The 25,586-nt window shown below is 37.2% G+C and carries 27 protein-coding genes; 9 read left to right on the forward strand and 18 right to left on the reverse strand.

Going from position 1 to position 25,586, the window contains the following annotated elements; genetic code table 11:
- Positions 1–39: 39 nt before the first annotated feature.
- Positions 40–300, reverse strand: a complete 261-nt coding sequence (locus BANA01_RS18445; protein ID WP_034672470.1) for a DUF2533 family protein — start codon at positions 298–300, stop codon at positions 40–42.
- Between the two features lie 137 nt (positions 301–437).
- Between BANA01_RS18445 and BANA01_RS18450 the strand changes: the two genes are divergently transcribed.
- Positions 438–722 carry a DUF3219 family protein gene (locus BANA01_RS18450; RefSeq protein ID WP_063254255.1) on the forward strand — a complete coding sequence of 95 codons (285 nt, stop codon included), beginning with the start codon at positions 438–440 and terminating at the stop codon, positions 720–722.
- A 14-nt stretch (positions 723–736) separates the two neighbouring features.
- Positions 737–1,738, forward strand: a complete 1,002-nt coding sequence (locus BANA01_RS18455; RefSeq protein ID WP_063254256.1) for an LLM class flavin-dependent oxidoreductase — start codon at positions 737–739, stop codon at positions 1,736–1,738.
- A 150-nt stretch (positions 1,739–1,888) separates the two neighbouring features.
- Here the strand turns inward: BANA01_RS18455 and BANA01_RS18465 are convergent, their stop codons facing one another.
- Positions 1,889–2,194 carry a hypothetical protein gene (locus BANA01_RS18465; protein WP_063254257.1) on the reverse strand — a complete coding sequence of 102 codons (306 nt, stop codon included), beginning with the start codon at positions 2,192–2,194 and terminating at the stop codon, positions 1,889–1,891.
- A 196-nt stretch (positions 2,195–2,390) separates the two neighbouring features.
- Here BANA01_RS18465 and xerS point away from each other — a divergent pair, with 196 nt between their 5' ends.
- Positions 2,391–3,479, forward strand: a complete 1,089-nt coding sequence (gene xerS / locus BANA01_RS18470) for a tyrosine recombinase XerS (RefSeq protein WP_063254258.1) — start codon at positions 2,391–2,393, stop codon at positions 3,477–3,479.
- 218 nt (positions 3,480–3,697) lie between these two features.
- On the opposite strand, the gene BANA01_RS18475 is transcribed toward xerS, so the two are convergent.
- The 7 genes from BANA01_RS18475 to BANA01_RS18505 all read right to left on the reverse strand — a co-directional run bounded on the left by BANA01_RS18475 (position 3,698) and on the right by BANA01_RS18505 (position 13,978).
- Positions 3,698–4,459 carry a hypothetical protein gene (locus BANA01_RS18475; protein WP_063254259.1) on the reverse strand — a complete coding sequence of 254 codons (762 nt, stop codon included), beginning with the start codon at positions 4,457–4,459 and terminating at the stop codon, positions 3,698–3,700.
- A gap of 96 nt (positions 4,460–4,555) precedes the next feature.
- Positions 4,556–6,994: a DNA topoisomerase IV subunit A gene (parC, locus tag BANA01_RS18480; protein ID WP_063254260.1), complete on the reverse strand. Its 2,439-nt coding sequence runs from the start codon at positions 6,992–6,994 to the stop codon at positions 4,556–4,558.
- Complete coding sequence (parE, locus tag BANA01_RS18485) at positions 6,991–8,970, reverse strand: DNA topoisomerase IV subunit B (protein ID WP_063254261.1); 1,980 nt, start codon at positions 8,968–8,970, stop codon at positions 6,991–6,993. Before parE ends, parC begins: the two co-directional genes overlap by 4 nt.
- 281 nt (positions 8,971–9,251) lie before the next feature.
- Positions 9,252–9,665, reverse strand: coding sequence for a CoA-binding protein (locus BANA01_RS18490; protein ID WP_063254262.1), 414 nt, complete (start codon positions 9,663–9,665; stop codon positions 9,252–9,254).
- 105 nt (positions 9,666–9,770) lie between these two features.
- A complete protein-coding gene (locus BANA01_RS18495; RefSeq protein ID WP_063254263.1) occupies positions 9,771–10,694 on the reverse strand; it encodes an ATP-binding protein in 924 nt (307 codons plus the stop codon).
- A gap of 23 nt (positions 10,695–10,717) precedes the next feature.
- Entirely contained in the window at positions 10,718–11,998 is a 1,281-nt protein-coding gene (locus tag BANA01_RS18500) for a GGDEF domain-containing response regulator (protein ID WP_063254264.1), read from the reverse strand.
- A 240-nt stretch (positions 11,999–12,238) separates the two neighbouring features.
- The gene (locus BANA01_RS18505) at positions 12,239–13,978 is read right to left on the reverse strand and encodes a glycosyl hydrolase family 18 protein (RefSeq protein ID WP_063254265.1); all 1,740 of its coding nucleotides are present in this window, start codon (positions 13,976–13,978) and stop codon (positions 12,239–12,241) included.
- Between the two features lie 147 nt (positions 13,979–14,125).
- Here BANA01_RS18505 and plsY point away from each other — a divergent pair, with 147 nt between their 5' ends.
- From plsY to BANA01_RS18525, 5 genes are all read left to right on the forward strand, one after another.
- Entirely contained in the window at positions 14,126–14,710 is a 585-nt protein-coding gene (gene plsY, locus BANA01_RS18510; protein WP_063254266.1) for a glycerol-3-phosphate 1-O-acyltransferase PlsY, read from the forward strand.
- Between the two features lie 141 nt (positions 14,711–14,851).
- On the forward strand, positions 14,852–15,025 hold the full coding sequence (locus BANA01_RS29615; protein ID WP_157411830.1) for a hypothetical protein: 174 nt from the start codon (positions 14,852–14,854) through the stop codon (positions 15,023–15,025).
- Positions 15,026–15,490: 465 nt separating this feature from the next.
- On the forward strand, positions 15,491–16,642 hold the full coding sequence (locus BANA01_RS18515) for a CapA family protein (protein WP_034672810.1): 1,152 nt from the start codon (positions 15,491–15,493) through the stop codon (positions 16,640–16,642).
- 41 nt (positions 16,643–16,683) lie between these two features.
- Complete coding sequence (locus BANA01_RS18520) at positions 16,684–17,433, forward strand: CPBP family glutamic-type intramembrane protease (RefSeq protein WP_157411831.1); 750 nt, start codon at positions 16,684–16,686, stop codon at positions 17,431–17,433.
- 79 nt (positions 17,434–17,512) lie between these two features.
- Positions 17,513–17,806, forward strand: coding sequence for a HesB/YadR/YfhF family protein (locus tag BANA01_RS18525; protein WP_034672815.1), 294 nt, complete (start codon positions 17,513–17,515; stop codon positions 17,804–17,806).
- A 41-nt stretch (positions 17,807–17,847) separates the two neighbouring features.
- Here the strand turns inward: BANA01_RS18525 and BANA01_RS18530 are convergent, their stop codons facing one another.
- The 9 genes from BANA01_RS18530 to BANA01_RS18570 form a co-directional block, all read right to left on the reverse strand.
- Positions 17,848–18,759: a Gfo/Idh/MocA family protein gene (locus BANA01_RS18530; RefSeq protein WP_052106270.1), complete on the reverse strand. Its 912-nt coding sequence runs from the start codon at positions 18,757–18,759 to the stop codon at positions 17,848–17,850.
- A 28-nt stretch (positions 18,760–18,787) separates the two neighbouring features.
- Positions 18,788–19,078 (reverse strand): hypothetical protein, encoded by a 291-nt coding sequence (locus BANA01_RS18535; RefSeq protein WP_034672817.1) that lies wholly within the window; start codon positions 19,076–19,078, stop codon positions 18,788–18,790.
- Positions 19,079–19,102: 24 nt separating this feature from the next.
- Positions 19,103–19,531, reverse strand: coding sequence for an acyl-CoA thioesterase (locus BANA01_RS18540; protein ID WP_034672819.1), 429 nt, complete (start codon positions 19,529–19,531; stop codon positions 19,103–19,105).
- 4 nt (positions 19,532–19,535) lie between these two features.
- Positions 19,536–21,884 (reverse strand): AAA family ATPase, encoded by a 2,349-nt coding sequence (locus BANA01_RS18545; RefSeq protein WP_082799592.1) that lies wholly within the window; start codon positions 21,882–21,884, stop codon positions 19,536–19,538.
- A 152-nt stretch (positions 21,885–22,036) separates the two neighbouring features.
- Complete coding sequence (gene tlp, locus BANA01_RS18550) at positions 22,037–22,252, reverse strand: small acid-soluble spore protein Tlp (protein ID WP_034672820.1); 216 nt, start codon at positions 22,250–22,252, stop codon at positions 22,037–22,039.
- Positions 22,253–22,381: 129 nt separating this feature from the next.
- Complete coding sequence (locus tag BANA01_RS18555; RefSeq protein WP_034672831.1) at positions 22,382–22,525, reverse strand: acid-soluble spore protein N; 144 nt, start codon at positions 22,523–22,525, stop codon at positions 22,382–22,384.
- A 68-nt stretch (positions 22,526–22,593) separates the two neighbouring features.
- Positions 22,594–22,725 carry an FbpB family small basic protein gene (locus BANA01_RS18560; RefSeq protein WP_034672833.1) on the reverse strand — a complete coding sequence of 44 codons (132 nt, stop codon included), beginning with the start codon at positions 22,723–22,725 and terminating at the stop codon, positions 22,594–22,596.
- A 154-nt stretch (positions 22,726–22,879) separates the two neighbouring features.
- Positions 22,880–23,413: a redoxin domain-containing protein gene (locus BANA01_RS18565; protein WP_034672835.1), complete on the reverse strand. Its 534-nt coding sequence runs from the start codon at positions 23,411–23,413 to the stop codon at positions 22,880–22,882.
- Between the two features lie 137 nt (positions 23,414–23,550).
- Positions 23,551–24,339 carry a class II aldolase/adducin family protein gene (locus tag BANA01_RS18570; protein WP_034672837.1) on the reverse strand — a complete coding sequence of 263 codons (789 nt, stop codon included), beginning with the start codon at positions 24,337–24,339 and terminating at the stop codon, positions 23,551–23,553.
- A 146-nt stretch (positions 24,340–24,485) separates the two neighbouring features.
- Between BANA01_RS18570 and BANA01_RS18575 the strand changes: the two genes are divergently transcribed.
- A complete protein-coding gene (locus tag BANA01_RS18575) occupies positions 24,486–25,517 on the forward strand; it encodes an NAD-dependent epimerase/dehydratase family protein (RefSeq protein ID WP_034672838.1) in 1,032 nt (343 codons plus the stop codon).
- Positions 25,518–25,586 lie beyond the last annotated feature (69 nt).

Here is a 25,586-nt window from a genome sequence, read left to right on the forward strand (position 1 = left end):
GGGTCAGTTCAAAATCTGTCGTTTTTTTTCGTTACCGGATTAATTGTTTTTTAATGAATTCGCATATTCTTGTACCATTTCAGTGGTAACATTTTTTCTAAGTGTAATGATCCGCAGGTTAATTCTGTTCATTTTATTGGTGACTTCATTAATTTTATCTGTTGTAAAAGGTTTCCCTTGTTTACATAACTCAACGGCTTCTTCAATAAACCTTTCACGTATTTCGTCCAAAGCTTTAAACTCTTGGTAACTTTGATTTTGATTTTTCGCATGTTTAATTAAGTCTTTATGTACGCTCATGATTCCACTCCTCGATAGTAACTTTTATTATCATAACACATTTTAAAAGGAAACAGGCATCGCACGTAAGCAGGATTTTTGTTTTTATATACGTAAGTGCTATTATTTTTTATATAGGAAAAAAGGAGATGCTTCTATTGGTAAAAGAGATTGTCTTAGATGAAACCTTGATTAAAGTTTACAAGTATGAAGAAGAAAAAGTAGATGATTTATATAAGATTTCTGTCGAATTTAACGTAACGAGTGAGGAATATCATGATATCACGACACTTTTGTATAAAGGTACTTTTAATGTAAAAGTTCCTGAGAGGGATTTATCATTTAGAGCAAGTATTCAGCAATACTCTACATCATTTACAAATTTATATATTAAAGGACAAGTCGGTGAGTTTAAGTTAAGTTTGCTGGAAGTAAAAGAATAGGAGAGAGGAATCGTATGAGGTTAAGCATTTTGGATCAAGCACCTATATCTTCTAATCAGAGTGCTGCTGAGGCACTTAAAGAATCAATGAAGTTAGCTCAAGCTGGAGAAGCATTAGGGTATACCAGGTTTTGGATTGCCGAACATCATGACTTACCTGGCCTTGCATGTTCAGCGCCAGAAGTAATGTTAGGGTATATTGGGGCCAATACTAATAAGATAAGAATAGGCTCAGGGGCAGTATTATTACCTCATTATAAACCATATAAAGTAGGGGAAGTATACAATATGTTAGCTACGTTATTTCCTGGCAGAGTCGATGTGGGGATTGGACGAGCTCCGGGTGGTTCAGCAGAAGCAACCAATGCATTATCTGATAACTTTTTACTGCAGGTGTGGAACATGCCGAACACGATACAAGATTTACTGTATTTTCTAGAGAATAATATACCCCCTGAACACCAGCATGCGAAAGTGACGGCCTCGCCAGTACCAAACATCCCACCAATACCTTGGCTGCTTGGCACGAGTAAAAAAAGTGCAATACTTGCAGCAGAAAGCGGTCTTGCGTACGCTTTTGGACAGTTTATGAGTGATCAGGACGGTGGTGCCATCATTGAACAATACAAAAATGACTTTAAGCCTAGGAAAAACAATGATGTCTCACAAGTAATTGTAACAGTGTCAGTGATATGTGCAGAAACCACAAAAAAAGCAGAAGATGTGGCTTTAAGTTCACTGGTATGGGGACTGCAAAGAAAAAGAGGAGAGGGGCATAGAGGAGTCCCTTCCATCCAAGAAGCAAAGAACTATCTTGAAAATGAAGATAAAAATATACTTGGAGAAATGAAAAATAGTATGATTATTGGTAATCCTCAACAGGTAAAAAAGAGAATAGAAGAACTTCAAAAGAAATATAATGCAGATGAAATTATGATCGTAACGATCACACATTCACCGGAAGATAAAATTCAATCCTATAAATTGATTGCAGAAGAATTTCTAAGTAGGCAATGACTAAGGAAATAGGGGAGTAATAGGTATAGGGCTTGGTGGGACTCGAACCCACAAACTACTCGGGCAGTTTACGTTTGAAACTGTCGGTTGCTCTACAATTGAGCTACAAGCCCTGTTTTTATTTTGGTTTTAAGACCAAATATTATTCATTCATTTTCTTGGTTTCATTTTAGCGATTTCCTCAGTCACAACAAATGCAAGATCATCATTTCCAAATAACGACAAGACACCAAGAAGTGTTTCGTCGCCAATTTCTCCAGCTTCATCTTTCGATACCGCTAATTCCATTGCTTCTTTTAAAGCGATGTTCTTGGCCTGGTGCGGATAGGCGCGTAAATACAATTCCTCTGGATTTAAATCATGATTGATACACCATTGAGCAAAAACGAGGATCATCATTTTTTCTTCGCCTTGATAGTTCTGAATAATTTTTTCTTCTAACTGTTTTTGATCCATTAAGAAAACTCCTTTAAAAACAACATAACTTCATTATATCGGATTTGCATGAATCACAATAGTAATTCCAAAATGTAAAAGGTGAAGAGTAAATAGAGAGACAAAAAGACAGGAATTGATATTTTACATAATTACGTAAAATATAAATTTGACGTAATTAACCCAGTTAGGTAATATATAGAAGTGAGGTGATTTTATGGTAAATCCATTAAAACAAAATAATTTTAATAAATTACAATCTCTTCTTTCCGAACTTCCTTGGTATGTTGATGAATATATCAATCATAAATTAAGAAAGCTTTCGACGGCTTCCTTATTTAATTACTGTCATGATTATAAGATCTTTTTCAATTGGATGATCCGTGAGCAATTATTTATCGGAAATGTTAAGGATATTCCTTTAAGCCGTTTAGAGCAAATGACCGTGATTGAGATTGAAAGTTTTTTAAATTTCCTTCATTACGAACTAAATAATAAAGAATTAACCGTCAATCGGAAATTATCAGCGTTAAAGTCCCTGTTTAATTACCTGCAGAACATTGCTGAAACCCCTGATCTACAGCCTTATATTAATCGAAATGTATTGGCTAAGATTGAATTTAATGAAGTCAAAGACAGCATGGAAACAAAAGCTGCCAAAATGGAAGGCAAAATTCTTCTTGGTGATGAATACGAAAAGTTTCGTTTATTTATTGCTCATGATTATGGTGAATTAAACAAAGATAACAAAAAACTTTATAACTTTCATCAATTGAATAAAGAGCGTGATACGGCCATTGTTTCCTTGATTTTGGGGTCTGGGCTTCGTCTTTCTGAGTTAGTTGGAATTGAATTAGACGATATTGATTTTAAAAAGTACTGTGTAAGAGTAATTCGAAAAGGAAATAAAGAGCAATTCGTGTTCTTTAGTCAGACTGCGATGGCTGATTTGCAAGCATATTTAGCTGTGAGAACCACTAAGTACCAGGTTGAAAAGAATAATAAGGCTTTATTTATCGCAGCGTCAATCGGACCAAAAGGAAAAACACGAAGACTTACGGGACGGTCCGTAGAAAAATTAGTTGAAAAATACGCGACTGCATTTGGTAAACCATCATTATCTGTACATAAGCTGCGTCATTCCTTTGCAACAAGATACCATGCCGAGATTAATGATGTACCAAAATTGCGGCGACAATTAGGTCATTCATCGATTCAAACGACCATGATCTATACACATATAAAGAATGATGACTTAAAAATTGCTGTAGATAAAATGGATATACCAAAAGAGCAATTAGAATGAAAGTCAGCAGTAAATGCTACTGACTTTTTTATTTATTCTAGTTTACATAATATTGTTATGGAAACAAAATTATAAAATATCTCAAATCACAAGTATACTTAAGATAATGAGACGAAGAGAAAAATTTCGTTTTTTTGATTAATGATGATTGTTCGTTTCCGTTTTCACGCAAAAAAACACAGATATTTCTGTGCTTTTTTGCGTTTTCTTTTCCTGGTCTACTTACTCTTTTTGCTAGTGTGAACGCTTGTGTTATTTAAATTCCATTTATGGTCCCCATATTTCCAGGTGGATTCCACAAGTGCGATTGTGTCGGCATTTGCTATACCTGTAATTCTTTGCACCCCTTTTAACACCATCTCACCTGTGTTTAACTTAACGGGATTTAGAGACTGAAATGAATTTACTGTTAGTTCTGTCGGCTCATTTAACCGTCCTTTATAATAAAGTCCTAGTTTTTTGTAATATTTTTTGCGATCTTTTAAATCGAACATATAGGTTTTCCCTGTTTGAGGAATGGTTATTTTCGCTTTATAGCCATTTTCAAAGGTACTCGCAATCTCTAATGGTTCAGGCACAGCCAATTCTTTTTTGATAAAATCTTTAAATGTATATAAATAATTAAGGGTTATACCTCCGCTCCCCCCTGTTAATACATTTGAAAAAATATCCTTTACTCCATCCTGATTGAGATCTACCAGCTTTAAAGACGCTTTTGAGCCGCTTTCAAGTGGAATTTTGTATTGTTTTTCATCGGTAGTTGATATATCAATAAAGATCTCTTTTAAATAGCCTTCTTCCTCTTCATAAGGAACCCCTTTCAACTGAATGTTTTCATTGATTCCATCTCCAGTAACATCCGATTCAAGTTTTGAAATCGTGACGGTTTTCGCTTTTTCATCGAAGGCGTGAACACCGGTAATCGCAGTGACAGACATGAGAAAAAATGCAGCAGCAACTAGTAGTAATTCCTTTTTCATTGTATTCCCCTCCAAAATCTGATACACGTAGTATGCCCAATTTTGGAAAAAACATGAAAAAGACTCCCAATATTTAGGGAGTCTTTCATTATAATTTTATTCATCTTCTTTCGATGAACCTTCTACCTTCCAAATGGTCGAAACTTTTCCATTATCGTTTTCATCAAGGATAAAAGATCCATTCGAATAACGGTCATTTAACCGAATTTCTGATGTTAAAACTGTTTCGATGTGACCCTTTTCGGTTTGAATGTAGATCGTATCTTCTTCATTCGCAACCACAAAGCCTACAATTCGATGAGGATTCGCTTTTAACTCTCGTAAAATGACAACCCCGCGTTTCGCACGTGTTGTTTTTTCGAATTCCTTTAGCTTCATTCTCTTAATGGAACCACGTTGTGTGGTAATCACAATGGTTTCTTTACTTTCTGGAGTAATCACCTTACCGCCAACAACAACGTCCCCATCCTTCAAATTAATCCCTTTTACACCGGCTGCTCGAATACCAACAATACTGATTTCCTCTTCATGGAACCATAATGCATAGCCGAAATTTGAAATTAAGAAGAATTCTTTCGTTCCATCGGTAAGATGTACATCAATTAATTGATCATCATCCTTAAGATTAACACCCACTAATGGCTTCGAATAGCGCTGTGCTTTATACTGCTTAAGTTCTGTTTTCTTTACCATTCCATTTTTGGTGACAAACACTAGGTAGGCGTCAATCTCAAAATCTTTCACCGGAATCACTTGGATGATATCTTCATCGCGGTCAATTGGAATGATATTAGCAACGTGCTGCCCTAAATCCTTCCAGCGAATATCAGGCAGTTCATGAACAGGACAGTATAAGTAATTTCCTTTATTCGTAAACAGGAGCACTACGTCCTTTGTGTTCACATCAAGCTGAGCAAGTAAACGGTCTGAGTCCTTCATGGCCAAATCTTGTCCATTAGAAGCTGCAAAAGAACGCTGGCTAGTCCGTTTGACATACCCTTCTTTTGTAATCGTTACAATAACATCCTCACTAGGAACGGTTACTTCAAGATTAATTTTCAATTCTTCAATTTCTGCTTCTATCTTGGATCTGCGAGGGTCAGCAAATCGTTTTTTGACGTCTTTTAATTCTTTTTTTATGACAGAAACTAGTTTCTTATCACTTAATAAAATGGAAGTCCATTCCTCGATTTTATTCGCTAATTCTTCTGCTTCATTCTGCAAGGCGGTTATATCGGTATTAGTTAAACGGTAGAGCTGCAAAGAAACAATCGCTTCTGCTTGGGCTTCAGTAAACGCAAATTTTGCAATTAAATTATCTTTTGCATCACGTTTATCTTTGGAAGCACGGATCGTCGCAATCACTTCATCAAGAATCGATAATGCTTTCATCAACCCTTCAACGATATGCTGACGTTCTTTTGCCTTGTCTAACTCAAATTTAGTTCTTCTCAGAACAACTTCTTTTTGGTGCTCAATATACGCATCAAGTAATTCACGTAACCCTAATAATTTAGGACGTTTTTTAGCAATCGCCACCATATTAAAATTATATGCTACTTGCAAATCACTATTTTTATATAGATAGTTTAAGACACCATTTGCGTCCGCTTCCTTCTTCAATTCAATGACAATACGTAACCCAGTTCGATCTGTTTCATCACGAACTTCTGATATTCCTTCAACTTTGCGATCGAAGCGGAATTCGTCTATTTTCTTAACAAGATTCGCTTTATTCACTTCATAAGGAATTTCGGTTACAACAATCTGCTGCTTGCCGCCCCGTAAATCTTCAATATCAGCTTTACTGCGAACAATGATTTTCCCTTTACCAGTTTCATAGGCCTTTTTAATACCGTCAATTCCTTGAATAATACCTCCGGTTGGGAAATCAGGACCCTTAATAACTGTCATTAATTCATCGATCGAAACATCAGGATTGTCCATCCGCATGATGACGCCATCAATGACTTCACCAAGATTGTGTGGCGGAATATCGGTTGCGTACCCTGCTGATATTCCTGTTGAGCCGTTTACCAGCAAGTTTGGGAACATCGCTGGTAAAACAGTTGGTTCCTTTGAAGTATCATCAAAGTTAGGAATAAAATCGACTGTTTGTTTTTCAATATCGCGAAGTAATTCTCCAGAAATTGCTGATAAACGTGCCTCGGTATAACGCATCGCAGCTGGAGGATCTCCGTCCATACTTCCGTTGTTTCCATGCATTTCAACAAGCACATTTCGAACCTTCCAGTCCTGGCTCATCCGGACCATCGCGTCATACACAGATGAATCACCATGCGGGTGATAGTTACCGATTACGTTACCGACAGTTTTTGCTGATTTTCGGAAGCCTTTTTCATGTGTATTACCCTCTACATGCATGGCATAAAGAATTCTTCGTTGAACAGGTTTTAAACCATCTCTCGCATCTGGCAAGGCCCGTTCTTGAATGATGTATTTACTATATCTGCCAAAACGATCGCCGAGAACATCCTCTAGAGGTAAGTCACGGAATTTCTCATTTGTGCTCATTCTTCAGATTCCTCCTCAACGACCATAATATTTTCATTTTCAAGGATCGTATCATCTTCTTCTAAACCAAACGCCACATTGCTTTCAATCCATTTACGACGAGGGTCAACTTTATCCCCCATAAGAGTGGTAATACGGCGCTCTGCTCTTGCGGCGTCATCTATTTTAACACGTATTAATGTCCGTGTTTCTGGATTCATCGTTGTATCCCAAAGTTGGTCTGCATTCATCTCGCCTAGACCTTTATAGCGTTGAATCATATAGCCTCTGCCAACTTTTTTTATGGCGCCCTGAAGTTCATCCTCGTTCCAGGCATATTCGATAATTTCTTTTTTACCGCTGCCTTTACTAACCTTATACAAGGGAGGCAGAGCAATAAATACTTTACCTGCTTCGATAAGTGGTTTCATATACCGATAGAAAAAGGTTAACAGTAACACTTGAATATGTGCACCGTCTGTATCAGCATCCGTCATAATAATGACTTTATCGTAGTTTACATCCTCTATATTAAAATCAGTACCTACACCTGCGCCAACTGTATGAATAATCGTATTAATTTCTTCATTTTTAAAAATATCCGCCAGTTTCGCTTTTTCTGTATTAATGACTTTACCACGCAACGGCAGTACAGCTTGAAAGCGGCGGTCACGACCCTGCTTCGCTGAGCCGCCTGCGGAGTCACCCTCAACCAAGTAAATTTCATTTCTTTGCGGATTTCTTGATTGAGCAGGTGTCAGCTTCCCTGATAAAAGGGCATCAGAACGCTTTCGTTTCTTGCCGCTTCTAGCATCTTCCCGTGCTTTACGTGCTGCTTCACGCGCTTGGTATGCTTTAATTGACTTTTTAATCAACAACGAGCTAATGTCTGGGTTTTCTTCAAGGAAGTAAGTCAGGTGTTCAGAAACGACTGCGTCTACTGCCGATCTAGCTTCACTCGTACCTAATTTTCCTTTGGTCTGCCCTTCGAATTGTAATAATTGCTCGGGAACCCGGATAGAAACAATCGCAGATAATCCTTCACGAATATCTGCACCCTCAAGATTTTTTTCCTTTTCCTTCAATAGTGAAACCTTGCGGGCATATTCATTGAAAACACGCGTCATCGCTGTTTTCGAACCCACTTCATGCGTTCCGCCATCTTTCGTCCTGACATTGTTTACAAACGAAAGCATGTTCTCTGAATAGCCATCATTAAATTGAAAAGCAAATTCAACTTCAATCCCATTATGGCTTCCTTCAAAAAAGACGACCGGATGAAGGACATCTTTTTCCTCGTTTAAGTAAGAAACAAAGGCCGAAATCCCATTTTCATAATGGAAAACTTCATGAAAATCATTACGAGCATCAATGATTTCAATCTTTAACCCTTTTAAAAGAAATGCTGATTCTCTTAACCTTTCACACAATGTTTCGAAATTATAGGTTGTGGTAGAAAAAATAGTGGAGTCTGGTTTAAAGTGAATCGTCGTACCTGTTTGATTGGTTTTACCGATTTTCTCCAAGGTCGTTACCGGTTTACCACCGTTTTCAAAACGTTGTTCATAAACAAAGCCATCTCTTTTTATCGTTACCGTTAACCATTCAGATAAGGCATTTACGACAGAGGCACCAACACCATGCAGGCCGCCGCTTGTTTTATAACCGCCTTGACCAAATTTACCTCCAGCATGAAGAACAGTTAAAATAACTTCAGGAGTCGGTTTCCCCATTTTATGCATGCCAGTCGGCATTCCGCGTCCCTTATCCATGACACTTATTGAATTGTCTTTGTGAATTTTTACAATGATTTGGTCCCCAAATCCTCCTAGAGCCTCATCGACAGAGTTGTCGACAATCTCATATACAAGATGGTGTAATCCGCGTGTATCAGTGCTCCCGATGTACATTCCTGGTCGCTTCCTGACGGCCTCCAGTCCCTCTAGTACCTGTATGGCATCATCATTATATTCAAAAGCTTTCTGATTACTTGCCACTAAAATACCCCTTTCATTCCCTGCAAAAGAAAAAACATCTTTTAATTGCTATCTTTATGAGTAAGTTAATTCATTCGTGTAAAAAAATTATTTCTATTATTTAGAACGAATGTTTGCCGCTCTTAATTGTAACACATGTTTGCGGCGTCTATGCTTTATTTTAGCGATTTATTTTGATTTGGCAAATGTCTAAATTGAAACAACATCATTTTGTAACAGAATTTTTAGTAAAAAAATGAAAAAAAACTGCCAAATGTTAGCAGTTTTCTTTGGTATAACGATTATTTTGTTAACGCATGTGCCACTTTTATACAAAGATCCATGATAACGGTATATCCTTTTTCTTTCAAAAATTCATATGCTTCTTCATTTACTAAGCCTTGCTGTGCCCAAAAAACATCCGCATCGACTTCGTCAAAATCTTTCGCAACATCGAACAACTGTTCTGAACGGCGGAAAACATTAACGATATCAATATGTCCCTCGATATCCTTTAGTGAAGCAACCGCTTTCACTCCGAGCACTTCATCAACCGCAGGATTCACAGGTATGATTTCATAACCTGCTTTCTGCATAACTTCCGAAACCATATAAGAGGTTCTGTCAGGTTTGTCACTTAAGCCTACAACAGCGATACGCTTAGATTTTTTTAGTATAGCTCCGATTTCTTCCAAGGATGGATTTTCAACTGCCATGAACAAACACTTCCTTTATTTCTCGTATTTAACTATCACTTTCACTATAACATAAATCAATTATTTGCCCAAAAAAATAGCTCCCGTGTAACGGGAGCATGTGTGTTAAACACAGATAGTTGATGGAATGGTTTCGGAAGCAGCTTTCGGAACCGTAAGGCGAAACTGTACACCGTTCTCTGTATTTTTAACTGCAACACTTCCATCCATATTTTCTATCAATATTTTCGTCATAAATAATCCAATCTCCTTACCATAGTTCCTAGTAGTAGTGAGATCGAACATACTGGTAAGAAAGGCTGGCTCTAGGGGACCTGCGTTATCAGTAATATCCACAACTAAAAAGCAGTCTTCTGTCCCTATGTTTATATCTATTTTTCTATTCTTAACTTTGTTTGTTACAAATGCATTGCGTGTATTGGTTAGAATCATTAAAACAACCTGACTGTATTCATTAGGAAATCCATAAGCCATATGCTGTTCGCGGTATTCAAACTCAACATGTATGTCGTGATTCTTAAGGCTGTAAGAGAAGATTGATAGTGCCTTTTCTATTGAATCTGAAATAGAAAAGGTACATTTCTGTTTAGTCGGTTGATAGATTTTCCGTAAATCATTGATTGTACGTGACATAAAATTGATTTCATTCATGCCTTCTTTGGTAAAAGTATTAATATATTGATCATTTATTTCACTAAATTGAAGGGCCTCACGGACGTCCTGAATTAAGAGTGAAAGGCTATTAAGCGGCTCCTGCCATTGATAGCCTATGGTAGAAAAAATCTCGTCCATCGAAGAACGACTAGATTGTTGAATGAGGAAATGATCTCTCTGACTATTCTTTGCTGCTTCCTCCACGATTTTGTTTTCTAAGTTTCTTATTACAACCTCATATTTCTCTACCATCTCCCGGTAGTTTTCTTCACTTTCTTTTTGCTTTTTTTCAAGCACTTTACGCAAAAAGATATTGCTTATTACAACAAATAGTATTAATACTACTAAAATGATTGAAATATATATACCAAGCACTTTTTATCACCTATTCAACTGTTTTAAACGGTCACACAGTTTCTTCCCTTAATTTTTGATTGATATCGTGCTTGATCTACCTCAGAAATCAGTTCCCTTTTTGATTTTCCAACAGAGAATTCTGCCACTCCAAAACTGCAGGTTACGGAACCTATTTCAGGAAAGGCAAAGTGATTAATTAATGAGCGGATAGATTCAGCAAGGACCATCGCTCCTTGACTGTTCGTTTCCGGTGTTAATAAAATAAATTCGTTGCCGCCCCATCTGGCAAATACATCTGATTCTCGGATTCTTTGCTGAACAATTGTTGAAATCGTAACGAGCACTTCATCCCCTTTTTGATGGCCGAAATAATCATTTACATTTTTAAAATAATCGATGTCCATCAGAATAATGGAAAAAGGATGGTTATACCGTTCTGACCGTCTTATTTCACTTGAAAGCAGGTCCTCGAATTTTGTCCGGTTCAAACTCCGTGTTAATGGGTCCATCGAGGATAGAATTTCATTCTTTTTATACTCTTCTTCTAGAGCACTGATTTCTGTACAGACAAACAAAATTTGTTCATCCTTGGTGTTATGAGTGGCTTTCATTAAATAAATCCCTTGTTTGTCTGTTTGACTTTTCCACATTACCTTTGCATAATTTTTTTCAGTCTGAAAAAATTCATCTATCCAATTTTCCTTGTCCTTAGGATAAAAATAATTTGGGTCTTCAACAAACAAATTAGCAACTAGATTAGATTTATGTAAGCTATTCGTGTCTTCTATGCCTGTAAAGCTAGAAAATGCATGATTGAAATCTACAATATGACCGTGTTCTACAATGAATAGTACATGATCCTGTGTTTCTAAGAGAGCTCTTATTAATAGGTTTTGTTTGCATGATTCCTTTTCGTGCTGAATTTGCTGGACTGATTTTTGAATCGCGAGTAAAAATCTGTCTAAATCGATTGGTTTTAAGATAAACTGATTGACGCTATGGTCTATACAATGGATAAAGGTTTCGTTATCATCCTGTGCCGTGGTTACAATAATTTGAGCTTTTTTATTGTGTTTACGGATATTTTGAATCATCTCTAAACCGCTCATAGAATTCATTTTTATATCTGCAATAATCAAGTCAGGAAGGTGCTGCTTATACAGTAGAAAGCCTTCTTCACCGTCTATGGCAACATGGACATCTGAAAAACGGCGATTTAAGATTCGTAATAATTTTTCGCGTGAAAACACCTCATCTTCTACATATAAGACCTTTACATCTTGGTATTGATGACTTTGATTTTGTGGTTTGGTAATCGCCATGATATTTCACCTCTTTCGTGATGGTTAAAATTGTATATGACAAAACCGACCACTCGGCCGGCTCACCTATTGTTTTAAATATTATAGTTAAATTATATTTCCTGTGAACAATCACATCAATCGATAACCAAATGGTTTGAAAATTCTCCATATATTTGTAATAAAATCGACTCTAATTGTTCTTAACTTAGACAGAATATTATTTAAAAGATGCAAAAAAAAATAGACCATCTTTGTGGTCTATTTCTGTGTTACTGCCTTATTAGGGTCGATAAGCAACGCAGTCCACGCTGTCTCATCTCCAAAGACTCTTGACCAGGAAGCCATTCCCGCAAGTTGATAATTGGCTGCAAGGTTTGCTCGTTTCCTTAACGATAATCCATCCTCAACCCATACTTTATAGGTAGTATTCTCTTCCGCGGCATAATATTCTGCATAATTTTGACCGCTTGCCTCGTCATAGACAGGCTGAATTCCTTTTTCTGCAAGCCATTCTTTTACCTTTGCCATTGACATTGATTGTGAGGAAACCTCAATTGTACCATCCTCTTTCATTTGTTCCTTCCACAATCTAGTATATAATGGGACACCAAGTATTAACTTTTCTTTTGGTACTTGCTTTAACAAGTTTTGCAGATTTGTCTCTACCCATGGAAGGCTAGATACACTCCCAGCCACAGGAGAAGATCCCGGATGTTCATCATATGCCATAATAATTAGGTAATCCAGAATACCTGCAAGCTTATCTCTTTCGTAGAAGGATGACCAATTATTATTTTCACCTGCATAGAACGTAATGTCCATTGAAACAAGTAATCCGGCTTCATGCAAATAGGGTGTTGCTTCTCGCATAAGTTGAGTGACAAGGAGACCATCTGCGGGATAGACATTTTCAATATCAAAATTAATCCCTTGTAATTGGTACATTTGACTGTAATGGAGCAGCTGGACAATGATTTTTTGACGAGTCTCAAAGTCTTTTAATGCTTCATGCGTAAGGACTGGGTCAAAAGAATTTGAGAATAATCCCCATACTTGATACCCTTTGGATTGTGCCCATTTGCTATATTCTAAGGAAGCTAAATTACTTATTGTCCCGTCATTTCCAGTCAAGGAAAACCAAGTTGGTGACACAACATTTACTCCCATCATATCTTGTATTTGGGTATGATCTGGATTCTTCGTGTATACGGCTTCCCAGGTAAGATGAATTGGACCGTTAATTTTTGGAATAGCTGCCGTTTGGTTTTTTTGTGGGATTGTAATGGTAACCTCTTTGTTTTTATCTACAAATTTCTTGTTGATGTATCCGCTTATTCCATTTTTTTTTCTTACTAGGTAAAATTCATCTTCTTCTGCCTCAATCATTACAGTCTCTTCTTTTGATAGTTCGGAGGTATAGGGTGCTTTTAGAGAGGGCTCCGTTCGCAACCGTAGCTTTTCAGGGTGAACATCTTCAGCCGTGATTTCCGCTTGCACATAGTGGTCACCGGTTTTTTGAATCCAAATAGCTCCCGTTTCCTTTAAAACGTTATACTGAATTGGATAAAAGGCGAGCAGCGGATCAAGTGCCACAAATAGTTGGCCATCTTTTGAGATAATCGGTGAAACTTGAAGCTCCACCGGCTTTTGATTAACAAAGAAGGTTAAGGAATCAGAAGGCATTTGGATAACTTTTTCTGAAGTGGTAATGATGATAGAGTTCGATTTTTCATCAAAAATAATGCTGTGATCTATGTTCTCCTTCATAAATGAAAGTGGAAGAAAGATAGAATTCCCTTCAATAAATGCATTTCCCCGCTGACTTCCTTCAAAAAGGATCGGATTTTTTTCTTTAAAGTAAGTTGCTCTTTCCTTAGAGGCAAATGGATAAAATAAAAAAAGAATAGAAGTTGCAATCAGAAGAATTGCAATCATCAATCCCCCTAGAATCCACTTTGGTGATAAAGATTTCTTTTTCTCGTATTCAATTTGTGCCATGTTTTTCCCCCTCACCTCTATCGTACGGGAAGAAAGAAAAAATGAGAAGGTATTTTTATGAATTAGTTTAAAGCAGTGGTAGTGTTTTTTCACTATTACATGGTAAAATAACAAGACATGCACTATTTATAGAAGGAGATTTGGTTGATGGTTCAAATTATATTAGTTCTAATACTCGCCTACCTGCTGGGATCCATTCCGTCAGGTTTAATCATTGGGAAAGTTTTTTATAAAACAGATATCCGTGAACATGGTAGTGGGAATTTAGGGGGAACGAATACGTTTCGAACATTAGGAGTAAAAGCTGGTATCGCTGTAACACTGGCTGATATCCTAAAAGGGACGTTAGCGGCCTATCTCCCTGTTTTGTTTGGAATAGATATCAATCCTTTGCTTGCAGGAGTTTTTGCTGTTATCGGTCATACCTATCCAATCTTTGCTGGTTTTAGAGGCGGGAAAGCAGTAGCAACATCCGGCGGTGTTTTATTGTTTTGTGCCCCGCTTATGTTTTTAACGATTTTCGTGGTCTTTTTTGTAAGTCTCTACATAACCAAATACGTATCGTTATCATCTATGCTTGCTGGTATTTGTGCAGTGATATATGCAGCGATTGATGGGGACATTCCTCTTCTTATTGCAGTCACTCTTTTGACATTATTTGTGATTTATCGACATCGCGCTAATATTAAACGAATCATGAACAAAACAGAACCTAAAATAAAATGGCTTTAAGGAATCGAAATTGGCTCCTTAAAGCCATTTTTCATTAAGGCTCTCTTTGAAAAACTTTCATTAAACATTCATAATCTCAATCATTTTCTTTCCTCTTTTTGAAGTAAAATAAAGGTAAAGGTATCCTTGGAGGGATGAATCATGACTAACGATAATCAAACCTATTTGTTTTCAACCGACGTTACAGACGATGAAAACCACGAATTTGTCGTTGAATTTTATCAGTGTTTAATGGATGACCTGCCGGAGAAATTTCCTTACAAAGTAACCAAGACTTTCGACGAACTAATTGATTTTTTCGAAGAGATGGACTAGTAAACCTTCATACAAACGGAGTCCCGCGATGGGAGACTCCGTTTTTTATATTTTTACAAGTTTAAATGCAAACTTTCCTTTCTCATTCTTACTATAATCAAGCTTTGTTTGGTGAAAGTGAAGATAATCCTGTTCATGAATAAGGATCTTTAGCCCTCCAAATTCGAATAGCTGATCCCCAGTAATTTTCCGCTCTTCCAGAGACAGATTGAGTTTTGGACCGCCTCAGCCAACCCCCATACTCAACCGGACTAAAAGCTCCTCATTCGGTGTCTGCCTTTCTCTCTCGATAACATTTTCTAATATATGGCATGCACTCTCCGTTATCTTAAACAAAACCAACCACCTCCTTGAATTTTTTCGAAATATAAAGGAAAAAGTCGAAAAATAGCATATAAATATATTATAGTATTGGTAGAATGGTTTAAAATATTTTGCCTCAAAACAGAACATGAAGGAGAAATTATGAAAAAGAAAGCCATTGTTACGTCTGTATTTATCATTACTACTTGTATTTTGCTGGCGTCAGCAGTTCTGATTCAACAACAGAAGAATAAATCTGCTGCAGCGAAGGTACATCCGTCAAAAGAGCATTCTTCGAGATATCAACCCGTAATTGCCAGGACATTGACGGAAAAATTAACCATTGGTGCCATTGGAGACATATTAATTCATGATACGGTTTATCAGGACGCTTTTAATGGAACACAGTATAATTTCAATCCTATCTTTGAAAATGTAAAAAGTACATTGGAATCGCCAGATATTCTTACGGCTAACCAAGAAAGTATGTTAGGCGGCTCTGACATTGGTGTTTCAAGTTATCCCATGTTTAATAGTCCGCATGAAGTCGCCGATGCGCTCGTTAATACAGGGGTTGATATTGTCTCTATGGCAAATAATCATACGTTAGACAAAGGAGAACGTGGAATTCTGTCCGCAACAGATTATTTAAATAGTATTGGTCTGCCTCATGTCGGGAGTTTTTTAAATGAAGAAGACCGTCAAAAATTAAGAATCATTAATAAAAAGGGCATAAAATTAGCATTTCTATCTTATACTTACGGAACTAATGGAATACCTGTACCAGATGGCAAGGATTTCTTAGTAAACCTGATTAATCGTGATCTCATGAGCGATGAAATTCATAGGGCGAAAAAAGAAGCGGATGTTGTGATCATGAGTATTCATTGGGGAAATGAATACCAGCGAATCCCCACAAGTGAACAAAAGGACTTGGCTAACTTCCTTGCAAATGAAGGTGTAGATATCATTTTTGGGTCTCACCCTCACGTCCTCCAGCCGATGGAATGGATTAAAACGGAAGATGGCAGGAACTCATTCGTTATTTATTCCTTGGGTAACTTCATTTCCGGTCAGGTACGGGACTATAAAGATATTGGCGGGATGGCAACAGTTGAAATTACGAAACATGTTTCGGAAAAGGGAAATAAAATTGAATTATCAAACCCAGTTTTTTATCCAACCTATGTATCCAGCCAAAGGAATAGAAATTATCAAGTAGTGCCACTCGAAAATGCTGGCTCCTTTGGACTTCCAAATGCTTCGGCTAAATATCAGGAAATTCAAGATCATATGACTCAATGGCTCCGTTAAATCGGGGCTTTTTTATGAGTATTTTGGAAGGATGTTTCAGAATGAAACAAAAGAATTATCAGGGTCTATTTTTATCTATGTTGTTTATCGTCCTAAGCTATTTCTTTACTAGGGATTATTATAGTCCCTTCTTTTGGATCCTCCTTTGTTTATTACTAGTTCTATTGTTCCTCAGGGAAGAGAATCGGTTATTCGCTTGGCTGATGATCTCCTTCTTTGGGGGCCATTTGATTGTGATTTATCTAGATAAGTTTATCGAGGGTATGATTGTTGCTCCTTTCTTTCGGGTAATGATAAATCAAATTTTGTTCATCGTTCCAATCCTATCAATGTGTTATGTCATCATTCAGTTTAACAAAAGGATTAGCTGCTTTTTAAAAAAACCTGAACCTTTTAGTATAAGTAAATCTCTTTATATCGTTTTCCTGCTTTTAACCATTGGATTAATTTTTTTATTTATTTTAACTGAGGATATGAACGTTTTTCTTTATCTTATTTCATTCTCACTTATTCATGCTGTCGTACAGGAAGTGACATGGCGGGGTATTCTGCTAACCCAAATGATCAACATTACGAGTAAAAAAACTGCAGTTCTTCTAACAAGTATAGCCTTTAGTGTGAATACCACGATATTTGGATTTGCTCCCATTATTTTTCTGCTGTATTTAACTTTAGGCTTGGCCTATGGTTTTTTAACAACCAAATACAATAGCATTTTACCAGCAATTGTGGTTCATACAGTGGTGTTACTATTTTCTTTCTTAAATGGCTGGATTCAACTGCCAATATAATAGGGTGAAGCAACATCATCGATAATTGCAGGAGCTTTATTATATAATAACAACATAGGTATTTTGAAAGGAGAAACAGATGAACATCCAAATCAGCAGTGCAGCAGCAGCGTGGTACAAGCAAGAACTTAATCTAAAAAACGGTGAATTTGTCCGTTTCTATGTACGATATGGCGGGTTTAGCCCGGTACAAAAAGGATTTTCGCTTGGGATATCGAGTGATGAACCGAATGATATTGGTGCAAAGACAACACAAGATGGAATAACGTTTTATGTTGAAGAAAAAGATTTATGGTATTTCGATGATCACGATTTAATTGTGAATTTACATGAAAAATATGAAGAGCCTATCTTAGATTATAAAAAAGCTTAATCAACCTAAATCAAGCACACATGTCATCATGTGTGCTTTTCTCATACCATTCTCTCAAGCTGTTCGACAACTTGCTCACATATTTCATGTGTCCTTAACGAATCTCTTGCAGTAATCGATGGGAATTGGTTAGTGCGAATGGCGTTAATAAATTCTGTTACGATCTGTTCAAATCCTCTTTTATATAGGGTAGAGTCCCAGTTGTTAAAAGAGACGGCTATTTCTTTCTGATCACGATAGATGGTTAATCGATCTAAATCATTAACGACCCTTTTCTCATTTGGTCCCATTACCTCTAGCTTTTCTTCAACCGCTCCGTTGTCGCGATTCATAATTGCCAGACCTGTCATATCCTTAGAGATCAATTGAACCACAACATGATAAAGCATTTCATTCCTAACTCTTCCATGAACGACAACATCCTCAATTTCATCTTTAAACAGGTTACGGACAGTATCAATAACATGAATAAAATCATCATAAACAAAGGAACGAATCGTACCAGGAAGTGCATGGCGATTCTTTTGCAAAATAATCATATTTGGATCATTCACTTCTGCCATCGTCTGATAAAACGGGGCAAATCGCCTATTAAAACCAGTCATCAAAATTAGTCCTTGTTTCTCAGCTAATTCAACAAGCTCCTTGGTGGTTTCGAAGTGATAGGTAATCGGCTTGTCTACATATACATGAATACCATTCTGCAAGAGTTCTCTAACAATGTTTTCATGTGATTCAGTAGACGAGTGGACAAAGGCTCCTTTTATCCCGCTGTTAATGATTGATGTAAGGCTAGAATGAGTATTGGGAAAGCGGTAGTGATTACTAATTTCCCTTAAGACCTCTGTATTTCTAGTGAATACGTGAATTTCAACATTAGCAAGCTTACTAACCACAGGCAAATATGCTTTTTTTGCAATATCCCCAATTCCGATGATACCCAATTTCACCATGGTCTCATCTCCCTCTTTTAATCTCAAATCACCAAATATGATGTTGTAATCCTTCTTTATTTAATATTTCGATTTGCCTTTCTCCAATTAAATCAAAATGTGAATAGCCGTCCCGGCGGCGGTGAATCCATTCTTTTTTTAACCCATATTGTCTTCCCCATTCAGCCAATCTTACAAGATCATGACAGCCTACCTTGGTGACGGTTTTACAGCCTGGGAAACGATCATCCAGCCAATAATGCGTTAAGAATGCGATTTCCCCATTATCAATTTTTTGTTTCCAATCCATTACTTCCTGTTTTTTGATTCCAAATGCCATAAACTCACCCCAACGTTCATTCCCTTACTTTTTCTTTATTTCTTCATATTTCATGAACCATTCAGGAAACGCCTTTTTAAAAGCGATCGGTCTAAAGTTGTCTTTTTTGACCACAATATGAGTCGATGTTCCTTCTGCACAGACTTCCTCGTCACCATTCATAATGGCATAGCCATAGACGGTTTTAAGCCCATCATTTTTTTCAATCCACGTTTTTACGAAACCCCTATCGCCGTAGCGCAGCGGTTTTTTATAGGTTGCCTGAATGTCATATACAGGTGCAAAATATCCCGCGTTTTCCATATCTACATAACTGTATCCAAGATCCTCAATCAACCCGCTTCTCCCGAGCTCAAAGTATTTTAAATAGTTTGCATGATAGATAACACCCATCATGTCTGTATCTGCATATAAAAGTTGAATCTCTCTTGTAGAAATAAATAGATTGTCCATTTTTCTATTCCCCTTCCCTGCTTAAAGAAAATTTAGTTAGCGCCTTTTCTACATCATCACTCTCTATATGAATGGCTTTTTCTAATAAATTCTCTGTATGTTCTTCTCCCATAAGCCTCATTGCTTGGGCTTGAATCATTTCATCTGCTAAATTGGTTGCAAATCTTCCGTTTCCCTTAAAGGTATGATTTTCAATCCTTTGTTTTAAAAGAGCCCTTGCTTCTTCATTTATTTGGTATTGAAAGCTTTCTATATATGTCTCGATAATCGCTAGCAGCTCTTCCGCTGAATAATCCGGGAACAGAAAGAATTTCTTAAAACGGGAACGCAGCCCAGGGTTGCTTTCTAATAGCTGGTCCATTTCTTTTGGATAACCTGCAAGCACCACAACAAGATTTTCATTATGCTTGGTCATTTCATCCACAAGGGTATCCACTACTTCTTTACCAAAATCCCCTGCTGTTTGGCTTAAGAGTGAATAAGCTTCATCAATAAATAACACGCCTCCAAGGGCTTCTCGTATCTTTTTCTTTGTTTTTCCCGCGGTTTGTCCAACATATCCTGCAACGAAATCAGCCCTGCTGGCCACAATTAAATGACCTCTTTTTAACATCCCGCATTCTTTTAGAAGTTCTGCATAAATTTTAGCCACAGTTGTTTTACCAGTACCAGGGTTACCTGTGAACACGGAATGAAGCTGAATCGGTACCGTTGGCAGCTTTTTTTCTTTTCTAAACTGCTGCATTTTAACAAAGGAAACGAGCTTCTCCAATTCACCCTTCAGTTCAGTCAATCCTATTAACCGTTCTAGTTTTTCAAAAGGTGATTCCCGGCGTTCATCCTTCTCGACTCCAAAGTCTTTTTTATCCAATAGCGTGTAGGTGAGAATATCCTGATTTGAAATAGGATTGTCCGACCCTTTTTTAAAAATTGCATCTAACACAATATTCCGTACGGATCTTGCGTTTCCAAAGGTATCATCTACCCTTTCCTGTTCAAGGCGATGATTGATTTCTATCTTAGCTTCTTCTGTAAGGATATAGTCGTTTTCCGACGCGATTTTTTCCGCGATTAATAATAATTCCTCATTGGAATAATTAGGTAAATGAATGAGATTGGATTGGGGAAAGCGGCTCCTTAATCCTGGGTTGGCATCTAAAAAGACTCGCATTTCCTCTGGATATCCTGCTAGAATAACAGCAAATTTACCACCGTATTCCTTTCCCGTCATAAGTGAAACAAGCGTATCAACCGCTGTTTGCCCATAATCATTTCCAGTTTGTCCTTCTCGTTTTAAACTATAGGCTTCATCAATGAACAGGACGCCGCCAATCGCCTTTTCAACAACTGCCCTTACGTTCTCCTCTGTTTGACCAACAAACGCACCTACGAGCTGTGAACGGTCTGTCTCAATTACTTCTGGACGCGGCAGGACCTCGAGTTCGTAATAAATTTTGGCTAATAAACGAGCGATAGTTGTTTTCCCTGTTCCTGGATTTCCGGTTAGCACCATATTAAGGCTTAGTTCATCCTTTATTTGAAATCCAAGTTCTTTACGGTCTTTTTGGTATTTTAAAAATTGATAAAAATTATTAACTCTTTTCTTTACAACATCCATTCCGATCATTTCATTTAACTCATCTAAGGCCTTTTCTGCATGTTGTTTCTCGTTTTCTTCAATCAAAAAGACCTTCTGCCAGTCTTTCTTAATGTCTTCGAGGCCTGATAAATGTAATTTTAAGTCATCATAGTAGGTTGCTGTATGAAAAACACCCTTTATCGATTCCTCATACTCTTCTGCAGCCTTTAAGAGAAGACCGCTAACCTCAATCGCGGCCGTAAGCAGTTCAGAAAGATGCTTATATTGCTTAGAAAGCGGCTTGTTTCCAAGTGTCTCTGCAAGATTCATCTTTTCCGTGAGATCTTCAACTTGATCATCTGCCTCAGATAAGAAACTTTGACAAATTTGTATGTATTGTTCCGCTACTTTTTTCTTAGCTGTTCGGTTATCTGTCTCCCTCATGGCAGGAAACGTTAAAACATCAAGAATATCTTTTTTCTTTTTCCAATCATATTGAATGAAATAAGACCTTGCCTTTTCATTCTCAGGGTATAGTTCTAAAGCTTTGTGAAGCCATGCAGAAGCTAAAGAATCTTGATTCTTACGTTCTAGACGCGAAAGTGCAGCTACAGTTAACATCCTTGATAAAAGGACAGGGTTAGATTCATTCTGAATGGCGGTTAGAAGTTCATTTTCATTTGAAATAAACCCTTTGTCATTCAGTTCACTCTCCCACTGCAGTAATTTTTCATTATGGTTTAACGAATTTGGAATTTGTCTAATCAATAGGATCACTTCTTCTTAAAAATTTCCTTTTTATCTTACCACAATCGATCCACTTACACGAAACTCAAGGCTTTAATAAAATTAGTCTGTGGATTTGTGCTAATAGTGAAAAATTAAAAAGGACCTGTACGAATTGAACAGGTCCTGGTTTTAGTGCCTTAGACTTCATCCTTAATTTCTGCACGGAAGGATTCAATGCTTTCGCGGCGTCTCTCGTTCTTCGCTTCGATCTCCCGGCGCTGTGTTTCGCTATTGGTAAAACGAAGTGATTCTTCAGCCGCTTCCATGTTTTCAATCGTATCATGAATCATTGATTGCAGCTTTTCTACATTATCACTTCGATCATCTGGTTTTGGTTTGTTGTTATAAGTCATCGATAGGTTCCTCCTTCGTGGTGTCGTGGTACAGATATAGTTTGGTTTCGAACTGAAAAAAATATCACAGAAAAAATTTGCTATAAAAAAGACCCGCTGGCTAATGCCTGACGAGTCTTTATCATCTAATTATTCACCTTTAGTTTGGATCACTTGGGCGTGTTTACCAGATGTATCTTGGTATTTTTTCCCTTTGTTGCCTCCGTATCGTTGGGACTTATTCCCAAGTTCATCGGTACTGTAGCCTTGTTGACTATGTTTCGGATTACTCATGTAATATCCCTCCTCCTTAACATTTTGTCCGTTTTAAAGGAGGAACATGATTGGTAATCTATGTGAGTTTACTCGGCTTTACCAAGTCGCTTTTCTTCTAATCGCATTTCAATTTTCTCCATTGCAGCTCTATCTTTTAAAAGTTGACTTTTATTTTCGGATACAAGTTCTGCAAAAGAACGTTTTCTAGGTTTTCTCATGTCTATCACCTTCCTTATGACCTATTCTAACAGTTATTATGCCCGGAAACGGTTGCAATTATTACAACTTTTTGAAAATTATAAAGAAAAGTATGCAATAAAGCTTTAAAGGACTAAATCATGAAAAAAGACAGTGGATTCCTCTATCCACTGTCTACTTCAGATCCTTGGTATATTGTTTCATCGCGTCAAGATTCATCGCACCAATATATTTATTTCCGATATTCCCTTTGGTGTCAATAAAATACGTTGTGGGAATCGATAGGACTTGATACATCTCATTTACTTTATCTTCCGCATCTAACGGAATCGGAAACGTAATCCCATTTTCATCAACAAATGCTTTTACATCTAAATGTGGGTCAATGTTTACAGCTAAAATAACAACATCATCCCCAGCTTCTTTGTGAAATTCCTCCATGGCTGGCATTTCTGCCTTACAGGGTGGACACCAAGTCGCCCAGAAATTGAGCATTACCTTTTTTCCTTTTAAATCAGACAGTTTAACGGTATCTCCGGCCAATGTTTTTAGTTCAAAATCCGGAGCTTTTGCACCTACTTTTAGACCACCCATACTTGCGGCCTCTTGACTTACATTTTCGGGTTCAGCCTTTTTATCCATAGCCTGCACGATCGCAACTCCAAGTAAGGCTATTAATACAACAGCGGCTATTATTTTTTTTACCATACCCCGAACCCCCTTGATTCAATAATATGCTATATTAATTTTACACTATAAAGTAAGTTGAAATACAGGTTGTATATGCCAAATATGTGACAAGTTAAAATTAGTTTATTAAACGTAATCTAGAAAAGCAAATAATGTTATTTATTTAAAGCGTTTAGGACACTAGTTGTGACGCGGTCTACAATCAAATCGATATCCCTTTCAGACAAAGTTTGTTCATTCACAGCGGTCACTTTCATTGCCTGAGTGCCTTCAGGTACATCAACACCTAATGGTGAAATACCTTCTAATCCCATCATCGCTTTAATATCGATGAGTTTCGCTACATTTTCTTTAGAAAGTTCGCGATCGCCTTTTAGTTGTCGTGATATCCAATTTATTTTTGAAGTGAATTCTAAGGATTCCATTAAGTAATAAGCGTGTTCTAAATTCTTCCCCCATGTTAAGGCGCCATGATTCTCTAGTAACACACCCTGATGATCATAGACATGTTTTTTGACTGCTTTTGGGACCTCATCTGTTGAAGGTGTTCCGTATTGGGCTAATGGAATGGTTCCTAAGGAGACAACAGTTTCAGGCATAATTGCCTGATCCAAAGGTATCCCAGCTATAGCAAAAGCCGTTGCATATGGAGGGTGAACATGTAAAACGGCATGAGCATCTGGACGTTCATGATATACAAGGAGATGCATTTTCATTTCCGAAGTGGGTTTATAATCTCCTTCCATTACATTTCCTTCCCCATCTACTTTTATAATCATTTCTGGAGTCAAGAACCCTTTGCTTACATTGGTTGTAGTAATTAAAAATTCATTTTCAGCGATGCGGACAGAGATATTTCCATCATTAGCAGCAACGAAGCCTTTTTCGTACACACGTTTTCTGATCTCACATAGTAGTTTTTTATATTTAATCTCGATAATCATTCCTGAACCCTGCTTTCCTTTTTGAAAACCAATGTTTTCATTAGTATACCCTTATTGTTTTTGATATTAGGAATTTATACATCATTTAAATGAACACAATCTTATGAAAATTTGTTAAGATGTAACCACAGAGAAGAGTTGTGGATATGAAGATACTCGTTTTAGGGGGAAGTCTCTTTTTAGGAAGGACATTTGTTGAGGAAGCACAGAGGCAAAACCATGAGGTGACCATTTTTAATCGCGGAAATCAAAATGAAGGTTTGAAAGATATTGAGATAATTACTGGTGATCGTCTTACTGACTTAAACAAGCTTAAAAACGGCTATTGGGATGCTGTTTTAGACACGAGTGGCTTCATCCCTTCTTCAGTTTTAAAGTCTACAAAAGTGCTAAAAGATCGGGTAAAGCATTACACATTTATATCAAGCATCTCTGTTTACAAAGATTGGGTACAGGAAGGTTTTAATGAAACTTATCCTGTTTACGACATGTCATTAGAGGAAGCAAATGGGCTTTCAAAAGATGGTAATTTATATAAGTACTATGGACAATTCAAAGCGTTATGTGAAGTCGTTGCTGAGGAAAATATGCCTGGGCGTGTTACAAATATTCGTGCTGGTCAATTAATTGGACCTAATGATTATACGGACCGCATCCCTTATTGGATACATAGAATTGCAAAGGGTGGCAAGGTCTTAGCACCAGGCAATCCAAACAGACCTGTACAAATGATTGATAATAGTGACCTTTCAAAATGGATATTAATGTTAATGAAGAATGAGACAGCAGGAACTTTTAATGCAACCGGACCTGATTATATTCTTACAATGAAAGATTTATTTGAAACATGTATCAAGGTGACCGGATCTGACGCGGAGATTGTTTGGGTGTCTGAGAAGTTTCTCCTTGATAACCAGGTTGCACCGTGGACGGAAATGCCTCTTTGGGTGCCTGAAGAATTTCCACTCGAACCAGAGCTTAAGGAACCATGGAAAGGTGCCTTTACGGTGAATATTGATAAAGCAATTGGTAGTGGACTTACTTTTAGACCTTTAGAAGAGAGTTTAGCGGACATTTATGAATGGGAAAAGCAGCGTAATTTGGCTGATGACGAATGGAAATCCGGAATGCGTGCTGATCGTGAAAAAGAATTGCTTGAAATGTGGTCTAGAAAATAAGAAAAATCGATTATCGCTGATACATAAGAACTAACGCAGATATATTTCATTTAACGCTGATATATCTCA

Origin of the sequence: Neobacillus niacini NBRC 15566 (genome assembly GCF_001591505.1) — a bacterium.
GTDB lineage: Bacteria > Bacillota > Bacilli > Bacillales > Cytobacillaceae > Neobacillus > Neobacillus niacini.

Coding starts and splice junctions, on each gene's coding strand:
- BANA01_RS18445 (WP_034672470.1), bottom strand. CDS start 300: ATGAGCGTACATAAAGACTTAATTAAACATGCGAAAAATCAAAATCAA.
- BANA01_RS18455 (WP_063254256.1), top strand. CDS start 737: ATGAGGTTAAGCATTTTGGATCAAGCACCTATATCTTCTAATCAGAGT.
- BANA01_RS18465 (WP_063254257.1), bottom strand. CDS start 2,194: ATGGATCAAAAACAGTTAGAAGAAAAAATTATTCAGAACTATCAAGGC.
- xerS (WP_063254258.1), top strand. CDS start 2,391: ATGGTAAATCCATTAAAACAAAATAATTTTAATAAATTACAATCTCTT.
- BANA01_RS18475 (WP_063254259.1), bottom strand. CDS start 4,459: ATGAAAAAGGAATTACTACTAGTTGCTGCTGCATTTTTTCTCATGTCT.
- parC (WP_063254260.1), bottom strand. CDS start 6,994: ATGAGCACAAATGAGAAATTCCGTGACTTACCTCTAGAGGATGTTCTC.
- BANA01_RS18490 (WP_063254262.1), bottom strand. CDS start 9,665: ATGGCAGTTGAAAATCCATCCTTGGAAGAAATCGGAGCTATACTAAAA.
- BANA01_RS18500 (WP_063254264.1), bottom strand. CDS start 11,998: ATGGCGATTACCAAACCACAAAATCAAAGTCATCAATACCAAGATGTA.
- BANA01_RS18505 (WP_063254265.1), bottom strand. CDS start 13,978: ATGGCACAAATTGAATACGAGAAAAAGAAATCTTTATCACCAAAGTGG.
- plsY (WP_063254266.1), top strand. CDS start 14,126: ATGGTTCAAATTATATTAGTTCTAATACTCGCCTACCTGCTGGGATCC.
- BANA01_RS29615 (WP_157411830.1), top strand. CDS start 14,852: ATGACTAACGATAATCAAACCTATTTGTTTTCAACCGACGTTACAGAC.
- BANA01_RS18515 (WP_034672810.1), top strand. CDS start 15,491: ATGAAAAAGAAAGCCATTGTTACGTCTGTATTTATCATTACTACTTGT.
- BANA01_RS18520 (WP_157411831.1), top strand. CDS start 16,684: ATGAAACAAAAGAATTATCAGGGTCTATTTTTATCTATGTTGTTTATC.
- BANA01_RS18525 (WP_034672815.1), top strand. CDS start 17,513: ATGAACATCCAAATCAGCAGTGCAGCAGCAGCGTGGTACAAGCAAGAA.
- BANA01_RS18530 (WP_052106270.1), bottom strand. CDS start 18,759: ATGGTGAAATTGGGTATCATCGGAATTGGGGATATTGCAAAAAAAGCA.
- BANA01_RS18535 (WP_034672817.1), bottom strand. CDS start 19,078: ATGGCATTTGGAATCAAAAAACAGGAAGTAATGGATTGGAAACAAAAA.
- BANA01_RS18540 (WP_034672819.1), bottom strand. CDS start 19,531: ATGGACAATCTATTTATTTCTACAAGAGAGATTCAACTTTTATATGCA.
- tlp (WP_034672820.1), bottom strand. CDS start 22,252: ATGACTTATAACAACAAACCAAAACCAGATGATCGAAGTGATAATGTA.
- BANA01_RS18555 (WP_034672831.1), bottom strand. CDS start 22,525: ATGAGTAATCCGAAACATAGTCAACAAGGCTACAGTACCGATGAACTT.
- BANA01_RS18560 (WP_034672833.1), bottom strand. CDS start 22,725: ATGAGAAAACCTAGAAAACGTTCTTTTGCAGAACTTGTATCCGAAAAT.
- BANA01_RS18565 (WP_034672835.1), bottom strand. CDS start 23,413: ATGGTAAAAAAAATAATAGCCGCTGTTGTATTAATAGCCTTACTTGGA.
- BANA01_RS18570 (WP_034672837.1), bottom strand. CDS start 24,339: ATGATTATCGAGATTAAATATAAAAAACTACTATGTGAGATCAGAAAA.
- BANA01_RS18575 (WP_034672838.1), top strand. CDS start 24,486: ATGAAGATACTCGTTTTAGGGGGAAGTCTCTTTTTAGGAAGGACATTT.